Source organism: Acinetobacter sp. ANC_7511, assembly GCF_056779975.1.
The window spans coordinates 74,366-93,051 of sequence record NZ_JBWYIY010000003.1 but is presented as its reverse complement, the minus strand read 5'-3'; the positions used below and the strand labels follow the sequence as shown (position 1 = coordinate 93,051).

Below are 18,686 nucleotides of genomic sequence, written 5' to 3'. Positions count from 1 at the left end.
AGACTTGCCTTGAATACGATCACTTTAATCCAGCCAGATGATTGGCACGCTCATTTAAGAGATGGTTTAGCACTTCAACGTACTGTTCCTGATTTGGCGAAGCAATTTCATCGCGCAATCTGTATGCCAAATACAGTTCCACCTGTAAAAACTGTGGAAGAGGCACATGCCTATCGTGAAAGAATCATGGCGCATGTTCCTGAAAATGTAAAATTCGATCCTCGTATGGTGCTTTACTTTACGGATCATACTTCTCCTGAAGAAGTACAAAAAATTAAAAAATCTCCATATGTAAATGCAATTAAGCTTTACCCTGCTGGAGCAACCACGAATTCTGATAATGGCGTTAGTGATATACGTAAAGTGTATAGCGTCATTGAGCAACTTGAAGAACATCAAGTTCCTCTCTTACTCCACGGCGAAGTAACACATCATCATGTTGATATTTTCGATCGTGAAAAACGTTTCTTAGATGAAGTTTTAGCACCGCTGCTTAAACAATTTCCAAAATTGAAATTAGTTTTAGAACATATCACCACAAGCGAAGCTGCACATTTTGTACTTGAGCAAGATCGCAACGTGGCAGCGACGATTACACCACAACATTTGTTATTCAATCGCAATGACATGTTGGTTGGTGGTGTTAAACCGCATTTCTATTGTTTGCCAATTTTAAAACGCCAGACACATCAGCAAACTTTGTTAGAAGTCGCAACAAGTGGCAACCCTAAATTTTTCTTAGGTACTGACAGCGCTCCGCATTCTAAAAATGCGAAAGAAAATGCATGTGGCTGCGCTGGGTGTTATAGCGCTCCAACTGCAATTGAATTGTATGCTCAAGCATTCGATCAAGTCGGTAAAATTGAACGTCTTGAAGGTTTCGCTTCATTCTTTGGTGCGGATTTCTATGGTTTACCTCGTAATACTGAAACCATTACATTGATCAAAGAAGATCAAGTGATTCCTGAAAGCCTTGAATATTTAGATGGCGAACAGATCATTCCTCTTTATGCAGGTAAAACAATTCAATGGAGAAAAGTGTGACCACTGAAACATTACCTGTCATCGGTCAACGCTTCCGCGGGTTCCTACCCGTGGTTGTTGACGTGGAAACAGCTGGTTTTAATGCAGATACTGATGCATTGCTCGAAATAGCATGTATTCCAATCATTTACGACGAGTCTGGAAAGTTTGTACCTGGTCAAGCGCATCATGCACACATCAATCCATTTGAAGGTGCAAATTTAGATCGTCGCTCACTCGACTTCATTGGCATTGATCCTTTTAATCCAATGCGTGTAGCGATGGCAGAAGATGAAAAGTCTGCACTTAAACGTATGTTTAAAGCAATTAATGAGGTACGCAAACAACAACAATGCACACACGCTGTGCTAGTTGGACACAATGCTCATTTTGATCTTGGTTTTTTAAAAGCGGCAATTGCACGTACTGGAACTAAGAATCAAAATCCATTTCATAGTTTCTCGGTTTTTGATACGGTGACTTTGAGTGCTGTGATGTTCGGACAAACTGTTTTGGCTAAATCATGTATTCAAGCTGGCATCGAGTTTGATGGTAAAGAAGCCCACTCTGCTTTGTATGACACACAGAAAACAGCTGAATTATTCTGCTATATTTTAAATAAATTAGCGCCCCATTTACTTGAAACACTCGTTTCAGAGTAAAAATCTTTAAATACCCCAATATTTTAGAAATCTTGATCATCCTGTGGATTGATCTTAATTGAAAAGTATTGGGGCTTTTTGTTCCAATTTTTAACTATCGCTTTTTTATATTATGTTAATCGTAATATAGTATTGATAATTATTCTCATTAATATTGTGAAATAAGTATTATTAAATGATAATCGCTATTTTTGGTTTAACCATTAATAATGTACTTAACCGTAAAAATGAGTATTTTTCTTCCAATATATCCTCAGTGACACCAACACCAAGTCCTGAAATCGGTCGTCAATTCATTGCAGATGTTACATTTAAGTTCTAACTCATGATTCCCATAGAGCACTTAGGTGCTCTTTTTCATTTATGCCACGTTAAACTTTTGGATTGCATAAAGAAAAAACAATTCAAGACTTGAAAAATATCAATTATCCTCGATATTACATAAAGTAATTCACTCAATCTTAGAATGAGCATATGAACAATCAAAACAAACCTGAAATTATTACGATAGAAGATCAAAGCTTTGGTAGCCATGTAGAACATTGGGCGCTGTTAACTGATGATCCGACTGTTCAGGTTCCAAAGTGGTTGAGTGAAGCACTAAATGCACCTGTCATGCCGATGGGGATTTGTGCTGAAGAACAAGATATGGATCCGAATGTTTGGCTAATTCAAGGACCTAAACAACAACCTATCCAATTGGTTCAAGTTATTGCTGTAGAAGATAATAAACCTAAAGCAGTCAAAACAGCCTTCCCTACTTTTGATAGTCCTTATACGTTAAACGCAACGATTGAACGTATCATTACTTGTAAGTCCAACACGCAAGCAGTGTTACAATTAAAAGTTAGTGATAATAGTGTGGTTTATGCTTTTGATAGCTTATACAGCGTTAACCGAATTCAATACCAAAAAAATCAATCTTATAAAGTCCAATTAAATGCGTGGGCTTATGAGCTAGAAAAGGTTGCTGATCAAGAACAAATTGTTGTGGATGATCCAGCTTCAATTAAACACCATCGTGCTTTAAATGAAATTTTGAGTGAACACAATGGTGTAGCGCCAGATAATTTACAGCAGCTGATCGATGCTTGGGAACCTAAATCAGATGCCGATAAAGAACCTGTAACGGTCGATTTTTCGAAAATGGTGGCTTACTTGTACGGTGAAACCATGGGTCAGGAAGATGAGGCCTGGTTCCAAGGAAAAGTGGTTGGCAAGACCCAAATGCAGTTCAACGATCAATTTTATCAACTTTATGATGTAACACTTATTTTGGAAGATAACCAACCTGCTACACTTATTCGTATCGCGACTAAGGATGAGAATTATAAAAATTTCGAAATTGGTCAATATATTCGTGGAAATATATGGATTCAGGCGAATATTTATGCTAAAAATACATCAAATAAATAGGATTTAACTATAAAGTAATATTTAGGCTCCTAGATGAAAATTATACCGGAACAATCAACAGGCTTAATGGAACAAGCACGCCCTCGTATTCGTGTAGACAAGGGGGCTTACTGTTTCTTTTTCTTAGGTGTTTTCCTCGCTGCTTTTATTTTCCACTTTACCAATCTTATTCCAGCATTTTAATAAAGTAGCATTGATTACTTTCATCTGCGTTTTAGTGCATAAAAAAAGCCTGTCATATGACAGGCTTTTTTTACAGACTGATTTTAAGCGTTACGCTTCGCAAAATCATCCATAAATTTCACAAGAGCTTGTACACCTTCAAGTGGCACTGCATTGTAAATACTCGCACGCATACCACCTACTGAACGATGTCCTGCAAGATTTAATAAATTATTTTCCTCTGCTTCTTTCAGGAATTTCTTTTCAAGTTCAGGCTTCGCCAATGTAAATGGCACATTCATAATTGAACGATATTCTTTCGCAATTGGATTTGCATAGAAGTCACTTGAATCAATATAACCATACAATAATTCAGCTTTTTGCTGGTTCACTTGATGAATTGCCTCTACACCACCCTGTTCAAGCAACCATTCAAATACTAAGCCTGATAAATACCAAGCATAAGTAGAAGGTGTATTCACCATAGAATCGTTCTTCGCTTGCGCTGAATACTTCAAGATGCTCGGAATTTCTTCTTTTGCTTGATCTAATAAATCATCGCGAATGATTACCAATGTTAAACCAGCAGGACCGATATTTTTTTGCGCACCCGCGTAAATAAGACCGAATTTTGAAACATCAATTGGTGCCGACAAAATACTAGAAGATAAATCTGCAACCAGTGGTTTATCCGTAGTTGGGATATTTTTAAATTGAATACCACCAATCGTTTCGTTATCTGCATAATGAACATAGGCAGCATCAGCAGATAAATTCCATGTACTTTCATCAGAAATTGCAAGATTACCATCTGCATCTTTAATACCAGCTTCGATCACGTTAATTTCGCCATAACGTTTTGCTTCTTTTAAAGCTTTTTCAGACCAAATGCCAGTATGGATATAATCTGCTTTGTTATTTTTCCCTAATAGATTCAATGGAATCGCAGAGAATTGTAGAGAAGCACCACCCTGTAAGAAAAGCACTTTGTAGTTCTCAGGAATATTCATCAACTTGCGTAAGTCTGCTTCTGCTTTTTCAGCAACAGCGACGTAGTCTGCACTACGATGACTCATTTCCATGATTGATAGGCCCTTACCCTGCCAATCAAGCATCTCAGCTTGAGCTTTTTCTAATACAGCAGTAGGTAATGCAGCAGGACCAGCACAGAAGTTGTACGCGCGCATGATTTTTCCTTTCAGAGTGAAACACAATAAAATGATGGCATTTAACCACAGATAACCATAGCTTGCAGTATATTCAACTTAAATAATTTCAATCTTGTTTTCACACTAAAGCTATTTTTTCAATAAGCTCTACATTTATCAGAGATTTATGTTTACTATATTTTGAGAGACACCGTAGTTAGTAAGTTTAAATCGCTCACTACAACAGCTCTCAATCTGACAAAATTTATTATGACTATTTCGTTGTATTGTCTTTCATTTCATGCGAACAATTAAAACATCTCACCATACCATTCATAGCTGACTCTTTTAAAATGACTGTGTAATAAAAATCCATCTTTTATATCTTGATCTACAATTTCAACAACCATTTCATTATTTTTATCTCGAACTGCATCATAAAGCGCATCAGTATTTACAGCTGAATGTTTTGTTTATGAACAATATTCCTCAGATTCCCCTCTCTCCTTCATTCAGCTGAAATGAAAGGGTTCACTACATGCTGTTATAAACAGTGCTATTACAATCAGCAAGCTATAATTAAATTTGAGTTTCATTTTTAATTAAAATTCTTTTTTAGACTATTGTTAATTAAAAAAGGACGCTTCAGCGTCCTTTTTTAATTCCTACAAATTATTCATCTGTAGATTTTTCATCGCTATCAGTCGTATCAATTTCTTGAGTATCTTCTGATTCATTAGATTCAATTGAAGCCTCTTCACCTTCAACTGATTCTATAAAATCATCTTCCTCAACAGCTTCAATCGCTTCAACACCAACCAATGTCTCGTTTTCACCTAAGCGGATTAAACGTACACCTTGTGCATTACGACCCGTCTGAGCAATTTCAGATGCACGAGTACGTACTAGCGTACCACCATCAGAAATCAGCATGACTTCTTTACTGACATCGATCGCTACGGCACCAACCAGCTCACCATTACGATCAGATGTCTTGATCGCAATGACGCCTTTACCACCACGTTTCTTGGTCGGGAAGTCATCCACTGGCGTACGCTTACCGTAACCATTAGCTGAAGCACATAGCACTTCACCTGTTGCCGGGACAACAACTAATGAAACAATACGGCTTAAGAAATTAGAATCCGTATCTTCATCTTCTGAATCTACATCATTGTCTTCAATTTCTTCCGCTTGAGCCAATCCAATGGTGACACGCATACCACGTACACCTTTCGCAGAACGACCCATTGCACGTACATCAGTTTCTGCAAATCGAATCGCTTTACCTTCATTCGAGAACAACATAATTTGTTGTTCACCGTCAGTAATCGCAACACCAATTAAACGGTCATCTCCAGCTAACTCGATTGCACGTAAACCATTTGAACGTACATTAGAGAACTGCTCAAGTTCAACTCGCTTGATCGTACCGTATTCAGTTGCCATAAAGACATAGAAGTTTTTACGTAAGTTTTCTGCAAGCTCAGCAAATTCAACTACTACTTCATCATCAAGATCTGTAGTTGATAATTCAACTCCTAACTCTTTCAGATGTGTACGCAATTCGTCCGATAGATCGTCACCATCTGCTAGATCAGCAAATGATTTTTCTAATGCATCATAGTGTGCAGCAATGATTTCGTTTTGCTGTAATTGAGCTTGATGAGATTTAACAAACTGACGGAAATCGGCTAGACGTTCTTTAAATTTCTTCGGTGCATCAATCACTGGCAGAATAGCAGTAATTGTCTCATTTTCATCTAATGGCAATAAGTTCACCATAGGGCGACCTTTTGCACCACGAGAAGCTTGAGGCACTTCAAAAACTTTTAAGCGATAGACTTTGCCGACATTGGTAAAGCATAAAACTGTTGCATGGTTAGATGTCACAATCAAATGTTGAATGTAATCATCTTCTTTCATAGACGTTGCTGATTTACCACGCCCACCACGACGTTGCGCAGCATAATCAGAAAGTGGCTGTGTTTTCGCATAGCCTGATTGAGAAACGGTTAAAACAACTTGTTCTTCTGGAATTAAATCCTCACGAGAGAAATCTACACGAGATTCTACAATCGCAGTACGACGCTCATCACCGTATTGCTGAAGAATAAGTGCAAGTTCTTCACGAATCACATTCATCAACAATTCAAAATCATTAAGAATTGCTGTCAACTCTGCAATTTGTGCCAAAATTTCAGAATATTCTGCATGCAGCTTATCTTGTTCTAAACCAGTTAAACGATGCAAACGTAATTCTAAAATTGCACCCACTTGAGTTGGTGAGAGACGATAAATATTGCCAGATAATCCAAACGGTTTATTAAGATCTTCGCCTTCAATTTCATCTGGGCGAACAGAAACTGAACCTGCTTTTTCTAATAAAGCAACTACACCACCTGCAGACCATTCTCCTGCTTGCAAACGTTCACGTGCTTCTTGCGGATTCGCAGAGGTTTTAATGGTTTCGATGATGGCATCAATATTTGCTAAAGCAACCGTTAAACCTTCCAAGATATGACCACGTTCACGCGCTTTACGTAATTCGAACATCGTACGACGTGTTACAACCTCTTGACGATGGCGAATGAAAGCAGCAATGATGTCTTTTAAATTCATCAGCTTTGGCTGGCCATTATCCAAGCAAACCATATTAATACTGAATGAATTTTGAAGCTGAGTATTTTGAAATAAATTATTAACAATTACTTCAGCGTTTTCGCCACGCTTTAAGTCAATTGCAATACGCATCCCTTCTTTATCAGATTCGTCGCGTAACTCTGAAATACCTTCGAGCTTCTTCTCTTTCACAAGTTCAGCAATACGTTCAATCGTTTTTGCTTTGTTCACTTGATATGGAATTTCAGTGAATACAATCGTCGTACGACCTGTTTTTTGGTCTTCTTCTAAATGATACTTACCACGAATAAATAAACGACCTTTACCAGTACGGTAAGCATCAACAATACCCGATTTACCGTAAATGATACCGCCTGTAGGAAAGTCTGGACCCGAAATATGTTCCATCAATCCTTCAATACTGATATTCGGATTATTGGCATAGGCTAAGCACGCATTGACCACTTCAGTCATATTATGCGGCGCCATATTGGTTGCCATACCTACAGCAATACCCGTGACACCATTAATGAGTAAATTTGGCACACGAGTTGGCATAACTTGTGGGATACGCTCTGAACCGTCGTAGTTATCTTCCCACTCTACTGTATCTTTTTCTAAATCAGCTAACAGTTCATGCGTTAATTTACGCATACGCACTTCGGTATAACGCATCGCTGCTGCACTGTCACCATCGACAGAGCCGAAGTTACCCTGACCATCAACCAACTGATAACGTAAACTGAAATCTTGTGCCATACGAACGATTGTTTCGTATACAGCAGAGTCACCATGAGGGTGGTATTTACCGATTACATCACCAACGACACGCGCTGATTTTTTGTAAGCTTTGTTATAATCATTTCCAAGCTCATGCATCGCATAAAGAACACGGCGATGAACTGGCTTTAAACCATCTCTAACGTCTGGTAGTGCACGAGAGACAATGACACTCATAGCATAGTCGAGATATGAGCTCTTCAGTTCATCCTCAATGGCAATCGGTCGAATTTCCGATACGCTCATGCATACTCCTTATTACAAACAGCTTGAAGAAACTGCTCGATTTATATAATCAATCTTGCAAAAAATTAGCCCAAAATCTATGGAGCTAAATTCTAAAACTCAGCCGAAAATGATAGCACAAATCCGTATTTTTGTCCCTAAATTTTATGGATGATCTGTTTAATTTTATTCATAAAAATGACTAAATTTTCAACACAAAATTCTTAAACATTATTTCTCTAAAGTGAATGATTAAAATCACTTTTTTTGCTACTTATACGTAAAAAAAGATCCTCGTAAGGATCTTTATAAATACATGAATATTATTCAATGACGAAGTTCAAGCTTGTCCGTTTTCATTAAACTAAAAGAAATCGCAAATAAGCTTAAAATCAACGGAAACTCATACAGCTCTTCAAGTAAGCTTTCATTACTATTTTCTGTGAGCAGGAGCATCCCTATAAAGCGATGATGCTCAATCGCATCAGAAACAACGAGCCCAGTTACAGCCAAAACCAAGGCCCAAACTGGGATAATAGCAGTCTTAAACTTGTTCACAATCTCTGTGCGTAATTTTTGGTTCAATAGCGGAAAAACCACAGACCCAATCAATACAATAGAGATACCTCGAAAATAGATTTTTGGGACATCAGGGAAATAATCTCGCCCCCAACTGGTACTACGACCAAACAATAAAACCCACCAGCAAACAGCCCAAAGCCAAAACTCTTTCTTACCTTCTCTAAGCTGCAAAGGCTTTATGTAAAAATAGCTAATAACTGCAAAGGACAACAATAAAAGAGCCTGTAAATTTTCAATCAGACGCACGTCTTCCATACCAAACACATTGAAATGGACTTGATTAAATAATGGAAAAATTAAACATGAGACCGCGATTAGAACAAGCGGTAATGTTATTCGGGTGTCGACCAGCAAAACACAGACTCCCTCATCAATACATTGAAAGTATGAATGAGCTTAAAAAATGATGGCGAATCATATCACAATTACAAAAAACATATAAAACGGTAAATTCTGATCCCTTGATGAGAATAATCTATAATTTTGTTTTATGAGATTTTTTTGATAATCAAATATAAAAATGCCCTGACCAAGTAAAATGAAATGAAACATTACTCGATCAGAGCATTCGTACAGCAATGCTGAATTAGATTTTAGAAACTAATTCTGGAACCACTGTATTTAAGTCACCTACTAACCAGTAGTCAGCTACTGCATTAATTGGAGCTTCTTCATCTTTGTTGATCGCAACGATCACCTTAGAATCTTTCATACCTGCCAAGTGCTGAATCGCACCAGAGATACCTACAGCAATATAAAGGTCTGGCGCAACGATTTTACCCGTTTGACCAACTTGCATATCGTTTGGAACGAAACCAGCATCTACTGCTGCACGAGATGCACCTTGAGCTGCACCAAGCTTATCAGCTAATGGATCAAGTACTTTATGGTAGTTCTCACCAGAACCTACACCACGTCCACCAGATACAACAATGCGAGCTGCTGTTAATTCTGGACGTTCTGATTTTACGATTTCTTCAGATACGAACTTAGAAATACCCGCATCACCAGTAGAAGTTGCAGCTTCAACCGCAGCAGATCCACCTTCAGCAGCAACTGCATCAAACGCTGTACCACGAACTGTACCAACAACAACTGATTCACCAGACTCTACAGTTGCAATCGCGTTACCAGCATAGATTGGACGCTTGAAAGTTTTAGGACCATCAACTGCAATAATGTCAGTAATCATACTTACATCAAGAAGTGCTGCAGCACGTGGAAGTACGTTTTTGCCCGTCGTTGTAGACGCCGCAAGAATGTGTGAATAACCTGTACCAATTGAAGCAACAAGCTTCGCTACATTTTCAGCCAATTGGTTTGCATATGCAGCATCGTCAGCTAAAAGAACTTTGCTTACACCAGCAACTTTAGCAGCTTCATCAGCAACTGCTTGAGCGCCTGAACCAGCAACTAATACAGTGATATCACCACCGATTTTTTGAGCCGCAGCTACAACGTTTAAAGTTGCACCGTTAAGTGCTTTGTTGTCGTGCTCAGCGATTACTAAAATACTCATGATTTTTATCCTTCTGTATTAGATCACTTTCGCTTCATTTTTTAGTTTTTCAACAAGCTCATCAACAGACTTCACTTGAACACCAGCTTTACGTTCAGCAGGCGCTTCAACTTTAACAGTCTTAAGCTTAGTTGCAGGATTAACACCAAAATCTGCAGGAGATTTAGTATCAAGCGGTTTCTTACGTGCTTTCATGATGTTTGGTAGAGCAGCATAACGTGGCTCATTCAAACGTAAGTCAGTCGTAATGATCGCTGGAAGTGCTAGTTCAACAGTTTGTAAACCACCGTCGATTTCACGAGTCACTTGTACTTTATCGCCTTCAACTTTAACTTCTGAAGCAAATGTACCTTGACCAGCACCAAGTAATGCACCAAGCATCTGACCAACTTGGTTAGAGTCGTCATCAATTGCTTGTTTACCAAGAAGGATAAGTTGTGGCTGTTCAGCGTCTACAACGCCTTTAAGAATCTTCGCAACTTCTAAAGCACCAAGTTGGCTGTCATCAGCTTCAACTAGGATACCGCGGTCTGCACCAAGCGCCATTGCAGAACGGATTTGTTCTTGCGCTTCTTTAGGACCAATAGAAACAACAACGATTTCTGAAACAGTTCCTTTTTCTTTTAAGCGAACCGCTTCTTCCACTGCGATTTCACAGAATGGGTTAATTGACATTTTAACGTTAGTAAGGTCAACCCCACTATTGTCCGGCTTTACGCGAACTTTAACGTTGGCATCAACCACACGTTTTACAGCAACAAGAGCCTTCATGTAATCCTCGGCTGTTTTAACAGAAGTAAATATTCAGAAAAGTTATAATAACTCTTCATTTAAAATTTTTAGGTGTCCTATCTTGCAATGTGTTTGGCATTTCGGTCAAGTCACAATTCACAAAACTGCTGTAAAAAAGCGTAATTTTCGTTGAACGGAGCGTTCACAAAATTATTTTGTTAATAAATTTGTCAGCTTTTCAATATTTTTTGTAAAAAATTAAACTTTGATTTTTAATATTTTTTTAATTTATTAACTACATCAGTTGAATTGATGCAGTAGACTCTTATTTTACGTTGAAATGCGTTGGCGTAAATCACCAAATTTGAGGTAAAAAATGTCATAACAGACAGCAAAAATTACAATAACAGCTATTCTTTTTGAGTATAATTTAACCAAAATTAATTCTATTTGAATAGAAAGCGCAGACATTGGTTTGCGCTTTTTTAATCTTAATTCACAATGAGCCATGTTGCTGCCAATGAAAGCATCACTCCCGAACCACCATCAATCCATTTTTGACTTTTTTCATTTATCCCTGTTTTCTGTGTCAAAAATGCAAATACAAAACTCAATGATGAATAAATAATTAAGCATAATCCAATGAAGATTAGGGATAAGACAATCCCCTGTCCCATAATCGAAGAGGTATGCTGGTTAATAAATTGAGGCAAAATCGCAAAATAAATAAGCATACCTTTAGGATTAAGTAAGGATGTTATAAAACCGCGTCTAATCGGACTATTGACCTGACTTTGTTTAATTTCAATATTTTTGTGATTAAGCGCAGATCGAATCAAATTAAAAGCAAAATAAAGCAAATAACAGATTCCTAACCATTTGATCGTTTCAAATATAATAGGGAAAGAAATAATGATAGCCGCAATACCCATAACGACTAAAAAAGAATGGACGAAATAACCCAAACACACCCCTAAAGTCGCCATAACGCCTGCTTTCGCATTTTTACCCATTACCTGTGACAGAATAAATAACATATCCGGACCAGGCGTAAAAATAAGAGGGATAACTGTCAAAGCAAATAACCAATAGGTAGACATTTTATTTCTTCCATCATTAATGAAAATGAAAAAAAAGTATCTTCGAATTTACATAAAATTGGATTTCAAATATTCTATTTATTCTTTAATTTTTAGAATTTAATTCTAATATATGAAAATAATATCTAAATCAATTTCAGTTAAATTAGATCGCATCGATAAAAGTATCATTCATGAACTTCAAACCAACGGTCGAATTCAAAATAATGATTTAGCCAAAGAGATTGGCTTATCACCATCCTCTTGTTTAAGACGCGTAAAAATTCTCGAAGATGCTGGAGTCATCCAGCAATACACAACCATTGTTGATCCTCAAAAAATCGGATTACAACTTATTCTATTTTCGCGTATTTGGTTGGTGGGACAAGACGCTGAAACCATCGATACTTTTATTGAGGCGATGAAAGAACTCCCTCAAGTCATGGAGTGCTATATTATTTTGGGCGAATGTGATGCGATGTTAAAAGTTGTCGTACCTGATTTGGAGAACTATCGTAAATTTCAGTCAGAACACTTAACCAAAAAAAATGGGATTACCAGTGTGAAAACGGATTTACCCAGTCAAATCATTAAACAAAGCTATCAACTGCCCCTGCAATCAATTTGACACCATAAAGCAATCGATCCGACTGACTTTTCAGATCGGACCGATTATCCATTTTGATCAAGTTAAAAAGTTAAATGTTCAATGCTTTAAGTTTTTTCAACCTCGATTTTTTCATTCAAAATTTTTTCTAAAAGTACATGCTGATCCACTGATTCACTCAATTTAGGATCACAAATTTTGAGTCTCCGTTTCAGCTCTTCCTGCAAATACAATTGATCCTCAAGTTCCAATTCAGTTTGACTAAGTTGCTTAGCAAAATGCCGAATCACATCTTCAAATCGTTGATTTTGCTTCAATATAACGTATGCATAACCCAATACAAGCCCTTTGAAAATTTCCTGATAAGGCTTGCCACGTTGAAAATTGTATGCCAATGAAGATAGTACCCGCTCACCAAAACCTAACTTACGATATGGGTCTCGTGCCACTCGATCACATGGGTCTTTATAAGCCGTCTCACAAGAGTCGATAAAACTCTTCGCCAACAATTCTAAATTTTCTTTTCGATGTGGTAGTAGATCCTTTAATCCAACTTTAACCTCATGGAGTACAGCCAACATAAATTTAGAAATTTGCTCATCAGACAGTGCAATCCCGATCGTTTTATATTGTCGAAAACTTGCAGCCCATGCTGTCATTGCATGCACACCATTCCACATGCGATTTTTGATTAACTGTATCTCTTCAATCTCTTCAACTAGAATCATTTGGCGCATTTTTGCCAATAAAGGGCTATTATTTTCTACATAAAGTGGCATATCTGTTTCGGCATGAAATAAGATTAATTCTAGATTCTGTAGAATATGCGCCGATTTGAATTTTTCGTATAGATCGTCAATATACTGAGTAGCCAATTGTTCTTGTTCAGCATTTAAACGCGTCCCTTCATCCACATCCGTCACGTCTAAATCATGCTCATCCTGCACATGTCTAAAAATATTGTATTTGATTTTTAACTGTCTAAATAGTTTTTGATCTGTAATTTTCGCTACCATTCGATTGACTACTGTATCGCAAAAATAGTGCTGCGACATGATGATATTGACTGTCTTCGCATCCGTAATTTCATGCAAAGCACTACAAATCTGTTGTTCAATTAATGATTTTGCGCCTACTTTGTTTAAAACAATTAAAACTGTTAGAGGATTCAACTGTTCTTCAAAATGGATATAACGCGCATACAACCCTTGAGCAATGGTTTTAGCCTCTTGCTCGATTGCCTTTTCAGGTAAACACAGTGCAATTAAACTTGATTCAATATACATGTGCTGCATCATTTCAATATTTGATGCATCTATGATGGTTATATTGTCTATTCGCTCGTCATGAGAGTGTTGCCCATAACGAATACTGTAACCACCAAAAGTATTCACACTATTTCTATAGAGTGAATTCCGCGTTGAAGCATAGATTTGTTTTGGTCGAGTATATCCATCCCAATGAGACAATACTTGGGCAATATAGCCACCACCTATTGCCCCAAAACCATGTATCCCCACGACATGCTGATTTAAAGTCTGAGGAAAAGAGTCAAATAGAGCAGGCATTTTTAATTTTGGTGTAAATTGATTCAAATCTTCCAGAAAATCATGCATGCTTTCGTAAAAGAAATTCGCTTTTTCGAGCATGGTTGAATTAGGTTCTTTGATATCTTGAAGTAATACCGTTAATCCACCCGCTTCAAACGCCGACATCACTCCATTTTCTGAGTCTTCAAACATTAAACATAAAGTTGGATCAATGTTCAGTTGCTCAGCAGCTTTTAAGAAAATTTCTGGGTGTGGTTTTCCATTATCAACCTCATCGCCGCATACGATAATGTCGAAAAATTTATATACATTGGCATTGATTAAATACTCTTCAGCTATTTCACGTCGACTCGAAGTTGCTACTGCCATTTTCAGATTGGACTTTCTTAAACGTTCAAGAACTTGCATGAGTCCAAATTTAATCGGCACTCCGTATTTTCTTACATGCTCAAGTTCTAGCTGATCTGCTCGCTTTCTAATTTCCGCATACGGTACTTCTTGACCATATTGCTGATTTGCCAGTTTTTCGGCACTACGAGCACTTAAACCCAAACAAGATAATAAATAGGCGTCTGTAAATTCGACACCAATGAGTTCTAATGATGCTTGCTTCAACGTTTGAAAACGAAGTCGCTCCGTATCAAACATTGTGCCATCCATATCAAGAATGGCGGCATGGATATTATTTTCATGAAATTTAATCATTTACCCCTCTCCAAAAAAATTCAAAATAACTAGACAAGTGTAAAGAATTTGACTGAATCAAATGGGCAGAATAAATATATGAAACAAAATTGATTATTATTTAATCAATACTTTTATCTTTATGTATTGGGTTGTTGGAAACAGGTAAATTTACTTTTCTATGAAGTAACAGAGCTAAAATTATTAGCCCTGTTTTTTAAATCAATTTTTTCAAGCTTGATTGAGCGCCGCCAAATAATCACGATGGATGTGACTCAATTCAATAATAGGATATTGTTCTAATTCAAAAATTTTCCAAACTTCAATAAAGTCTTCTTTCAAATCAACTCCTTGATCTGCAATAGGTCTTTCTTGCCATTGCTGATCAGAAATCCACAAATAAGTCTTAGATGCTACTGGATCAATCGCTTGGATTTTTCCTTCAGTATTAATACCCTCCACATAGGCATTGTTAGGTAGAGCGGCTTCAATCATCGGTAAATTGATTTCCACAAAATGTTTCACCTGACGTAAACCATAACCTGCAAAAATGTCTTTTTGTGCTGAAGAGAGTTGCTGATACTTTTGATCAATATTGTCAATCATGATTTGACCTAACTTATCCTTTAATTAATCCTTAGATTGATAGTGATTATTGAATAAATGTTGAACGCTTAAGTTTTATACTTTCTTATACCTTATAAATGACATTTTAAAAAATAATTTTATGGGTTTCGTCAGTCAACTTTGGTCGAAACAATTAATTGTTTTTCTGCGCCCGAGGGTGAGCTTTATCATAGACTTGTGCCAAACGATCAAAATCTAACTGAGTATAAATTTGTGTCGTAGATAGATTACTATGACCTAGCATTTCTTGAACTGCTCGTAAATCACCACTGTTTGAAAGCAGATGACTAGCAAAACAGTGTCGCAATAAGTGAGGATGTAAATCCACATTTACGCCCGCTCTTTGTGCTTGCAATTTGACTCGATTTTCAATCTGCCTATTGGTCAATCGACTCCCTTTTTTAGTAATAAAAACTGGAGAATCCAATTCAATTTCCCCACACCAGATACGATGGACTTTAAGCCATTCGATTAAACTCGTTTTCGCTTTCAGACCAAAAGGAACAACCCGAGTTTTATTTCCCTTACCCGTAATTCGAAGTAATTGTCGTGTAAAATCGATATCTCGAATATTCAATCCTTGTACTTCGGCTAATCGTAAACCACTTGAATAAAGCAGCTCCAAAATAGCTTTATCTCTTAACCACAAGAGATGATCTTGAGAGGATTCAGGTGCAGGTTGATCCAAAATTTGCTGAATCGTTTCGACATCAACCATACCCGGCAAAGGCCTTGGCTGTCTTTTTAACTTAAAATCATGAATGGGATTATTCGATAGATATTTCCCTTCCACAGCCCATTTCATGAATTGACGAATGGCTGTTAAATGACGTTGTAAGCTTGCACTATTGAGTTGATGTTGTTCAACCTTATAAGCCATATATTCTCGTAAATCAGATGCTTCAACCTGATTTAATTCAATTTTCTTTTCATAACAAAAGTCAATAAAACCAGACACATCACGGAAATACGCCTCAAGCGTATGCTCAGATTGATTTTGAATCTTTCTTTCTTTCAACCATATTGACAGCAATTGCATTGCGCCATATTGCATTTGGCTTTCTCTCTGTTGAATTGATGTCTGATCATCAATACTCATGGGCATTCCAACAAATCATAAAGTAAAAAGCCCTGAATTTCAGGGCTTTTTACTCAGGAAATAAGTTTTATTGAAAATAACGTAGATCCAAACGACCTTCATAAACCGTTGCAGTTGGACCAGTCATCCAAACTACATCTCCCTCTTTCCATTCAATCAGCAATTTACCGCCGGCAAGTTCGATTTCCACATTGCTAGACAATAAACCACGGCGCATACCTGAGACAGCAGCAGCACATGCACCTGTACCACAAGCCAATGTTTCTCCCACACCACGTTCAAAAACTCGTAATCGAGCATATTTTTCATCAACGATCTGCATAAATCCAGCATTTACACGCTCAGGAAAACGTTCGTGAGATTCCACTTGAGGGCCTATTTTAGCAACATCAGCAGTTAACACGTCTGGAACAATGGTCACTGCATGCGGATTTCCCATATTGACAACATCGATGCTGATCGTCTCATTATCCGCTAAAGCTAAATCATATAAAGCAGCAGGCGCTTCTGCTAGAAATGGGATTTGGTTCGGTAAGAACTTCGGATACCCCATGTTCACACGCACCCATCCATTCGCACCCAACTCAGGCTCGACGATCCCCGCCTTTGTTTGCACTTTGAATTTAGTTTTATTGGTTAAATGACGATCATGAACAAATTTGGCAAAACAACGAACCCCATTGCCACATTGCTCAACTTCAGAACCATCCGCATTAAAAATGCGATATTTGAAATCAACGTTCGGATGGTCTGGTGTTTCAACAATTAATAACTGATCAAAACCGATGCCAAAATTACGGTCAGCCAACCGGCGAATCATGACAGGATCTAGATAAGCACGTTGGCTGATTAAATCAACCACCATGAAGTCATTACCTAGACCATGCATTTTAGTAAATTCTAGCAACATCTATTGTCTCCTTAAGGCAATAAGGACTCACGTTCCCACAGAGACTCAATCGTTTCACGTTGACGAATTAAGTGTGCTTGATCACCGTCAACCATCACCTCTGCTGCACGACCTCGGCTGTTGTAATTTGAACTCATCACAAAACCATAAGCACCTGCACCCAAAACAGCTAAATGATCGTTCGCTTGAATCGCAAGTTCACGCTCTTTACCGAGGAAGTCACCTGTTTCACAGATCGCACCAACCACATCCCAAACTTTTTTCTCAGTTTTCGAATTTTGATTAACCTCTTGGATATCCATCCAAGCTTCGTACAAAGAAGGACGAATCAAGTCATTCATTGCTGCATCAACAATTGCAAAATTGCGATGATTGGTTGGTTTTAAAAGATCAACTTTCGTCACCAATACGCCAGCATTCGCCGAAATACTACGCCCTGGCTCCATATACACTTTAAGACCAAGTTTTTCTAATGCAGGACGTAAAGCATTTGCATATTCTTCAACTGTCGGTGGAACTTCATCTTTATAAGTCACACCAAGACCACCACCAATATCAATATGTTTGAGGTTGATCCCTAATTTTTTCAATGCTTCAATCATGTTCATGACACGATCAAGTGCATCAACAAAAGGTTGAGTTTCAGTCAATTGTGAACCAATATGACAATCAATTCCTACGATATCTAAGTGACTTAAACTTGCTGCATACTGATAAGTTTCATATACCGAATCAGAAGGAATACCAAATTTATTTTCTTTAAGACCAGTCGAGATATATGGATGTGTTTTGGCATCAACATCTGGATTTACCCGAAGTGAAATTGGAGCTTTTACATTAAGTTCTGCTGCAACTTTTTGAATACGGTCAAGCTCTGCATATGATTCCACATTAAAACAAGCAATACCCACTTCTAATGCTTGACGAATGTCAGCTTCAGACTTGCCCAAACCAGAGAAGACTATTTTAGAAGCGTCACCACCTGCGCGTAAAACACGTGCTAATTCACCACCAGTCACGATATCAAACCCACAACCAAGTTTCGCCAACACATTTAGAACAGCGATATTTGAGTTTGACTTCACTGCAAAACAAATTTGGTGATCGATAAAATTAAAAGCACGATCCATATCCAAATAATGTTTTTCAAAAGTTGCTTTTGAATAAACATAAAGTGGTGTACCAAATTGCTGAGCAAGTTGATCCAATGAACATTGTTCTGCGTGCAAAACCCCTTGAATGCGAGGGAAACTCATGGA

Annotated in this window: 17 protein-coding genes; 6 read left to right on the top strand and 11 right to left on the bottom strand. The window is 37.6% G+C overall.

Annotated elements, in window-relative coordinates; all coding sequences use genetic code 11:
- Positions 1-9: 9 nt before the first annotated feature.
- The 5 genes from pyrC (at position 10) to AC1M9L_RS02995 (ending at position 3,284) form a co-directional block, all read left to right on the top strand.
- On the top strand, positions 10-1,044 hold the full coding sequence (gene pyrC, locus AC1M9L_RS03015) for a dihydroorotase (RefSeq protein WP_092766254.1): 1,035 nt from the start codon (positions 10-12) through the stop codon (positions 1,042-1,044).
- Entirely contained in the window at positions 1,029-1,685 is a 657-nt protein-coding gene (gene rnt, locus AC1M9L_RS03010; protein ID WP_035266446.1) for a ribonuclease T, read from the top strand. The genes pyrC and rnt overlap by 16 nt, the downstream gene beginning before the upstream one ends.
- A gap of 175 nt (positions 1,686-1,860) precedes the next feature.
- Positions 1,861-2,007, top strand: coding sequence for a hypothetical protein (locus tag AC1M9L_RS03005; RefSeq protein ID WP_481591287.1), 147 nt, complete (start codon positions 1,861-1,863; stop codon positions 2,005-2,007).
- A 152-nt stretch (positions 2,008-2,159) separates the two neighbouring features.
- Positions 2,160-3,101, top strand: coding sequence for a hypothetical protein (locus AC1M9L_RS03000; protein ID WP_481591286.1), 942 nt, complete (start codon positions 2,160-2,162; stop codon positions 3,099-3,101).
- 33 nt (positions 3,102-3,134) lie between these two features.
- Entirely contained in the window at positions 3,135-3,284 is a 150-nt protein-coding gene (locus AC1M9L_RS02995) for a hypothetical protein (RefSeq protein ID WP_171076764.1), read from the top strand.
- A gap of 83 nt (positions 3,285-3,367) precedes the next feature.
- On the opposite strand, the gene serC is transcribed toward AC1M9L_RS02995, so the two are convergent.
- The 6 genes from serC to AC1M9L_RS02965 form a co-directional block, all read right to left on the bottom strand.
- A complete protein-coding gene (serC, locus tag AC1M9L_RS02990; protein WP_481591285.1) occupies positions 3,368-4,450 on the bottom strand; it encodes a 3-phosphoserine/phosphohydroxythreonine transaminase in 1,083 nt (360 codons plus the stop codon).
- A gap of 633 nt (positions 4,451-5,083) precedes the next feature.
- Positions 5,084-8,059, bottom strand: a complete 2,976-nt coding sequence (gene gyrA / locus AC1M9L_RS02985) for a DNA gyrase subunit A (protein WP_481591284.1) — start codon at positions 8,057-8,059, stop codon at positions 5,084-5,086.
- A gap of 306 nt (positions 8,060-8,365) precedes the next feature.
- The gene (locus tag AC1M9L_RS02980) at positions 8,366-8,974 is read right to left on the bottom strand and encodes a hypothetical protein (RefSeq protein WP_481591283.1); all 609 of its coding nucleotides are present in this window, start codon (positions 8,972-8,974) and stop codon (positions 8,366-8,368) included.
- Positions 8,975-9,206: 232 nt separating this feature from the next.
- Complete coding sequence (locus tag AC1M9L_RS02975; protein WP_092765976.1) at positions 9,207-10,139, bottom strand: FAD-binding protein; 933 nt, start codon at positions 10,137-10,139, stop codon at positions 9,207-9,209.
- A gap of 18 nt (positions 10,140-10,157) precedes the next feature.
- Positions 10,158-10,910, bottom strand: coding sequence for an electron transfer flavoprotein subunit beta/FixA family protein (locus AC1M9L_RS02970; protein ID WP_035266425.1), 753 nt, complete (start codon positions 10,908-10,910; stop codon positions 10,158-10,160).
- A gap of 452 nt (positions 10,911-11,362) precedes the next feature.
- Positions 11,363-11,971: a LysE family translocator gene (locus AC1M9L_RS02965; RefSeq protein WP_481591282.1), complete on the bottom strand. Its 609-nt coding sequence runs from the start codon at positions 11,969-11,971 to the stop codon at positions 11,363-11,365.
- Positions 11,972-12,083: 112 nt separating this feature from the next.
- On the opposite strand from AC1M9L_RS02965, the gene AC1M9L_RS02960 reads away from it, so the two are divergent.
- Positions 12,084-12,578 (top strand): Lrp/AsnC family transcriptional regulator, encoded by a 495-nt coding sequence (locus tag AC1M9L_RS02960; protein ID WP_092765973.1) that lies wholly within the window; start codon positions 12,084-12,086, stop codon positions 12,576-12,578.
- 86 nt (positions 12,579-12,664) lie between these two features.
- Here the strand turns inward: AC1M9L_RS02960 and mtlD are convergent, their stop codons facing one another.
- The 5 genes from mtlD to lysA all read right to left on the bottom strand — a co-directional run bounded on the left by mtlD (position 12,665) and on the right by lysA (position 18,683).
- A complete protein-coding gene (gene mtlD / locus AC1M9L_RS02955) occupies positions 12,665-14,812 on the bottom strand; it encodes a bifunctional mannitol-1-phosphate dehydrogenase/phosphatase (protein WP_481591281.1) in 2,148 nt (715 codons plus the stop codon).
- 210 nt (positions 14,813-15,022) lie between these two features.
- The gene (locus tag AC1M9L_RS02950; RefSeq protein ID WP_481591280.1) at positions 15,023-15,397 is read right to left on the bottom strand and encodes a hypothetical protein; all 375 of its coding nucleotides are present in this window, start codon (positions 15,395-15,397) and stop codon (positions 15,023-15,025) included.
- 154 nt (positions 15,398-15,551) lie between these two features.
- Complete coding sequence (locus tag AC1M9L_RS02945; RefSeq protein ID WP_481591342.1) at positions 15,552-16,472, bottom strand: tyrosine recombinase XerC; 921 nt, start codon at positions 16,470-16,472, stop codon at positions 15,552-15,554.
- 112 nt (positions 16,473-16,584) lie between these two features.
- A complete protein-coding gene (gene dapF / locus AC1M9L_RS02940; protein WP_481591279.1) occupies positions 16,585-17,427 on the bottom strand; it encodes a diaminopimelate epimerase in 843 nt (280 codons plus the stop codon).
- Between the two features lie 11 nt (positions 17,428-17,438).
- On the bottom strand, positions 17,439-18,683 hold the full coding sequence (lysA, locus tag AC1M9L_RS02935; RefSeq protein WP_481591278.1) for a diaminopimelate decarboxylase: 1,245 nt from the start codon (positions 18,681-18,683) through the stop codon (positions 17,439-17,441).
- Positions 18,684-18,686 lie beyond the last annotated feature (3 nt).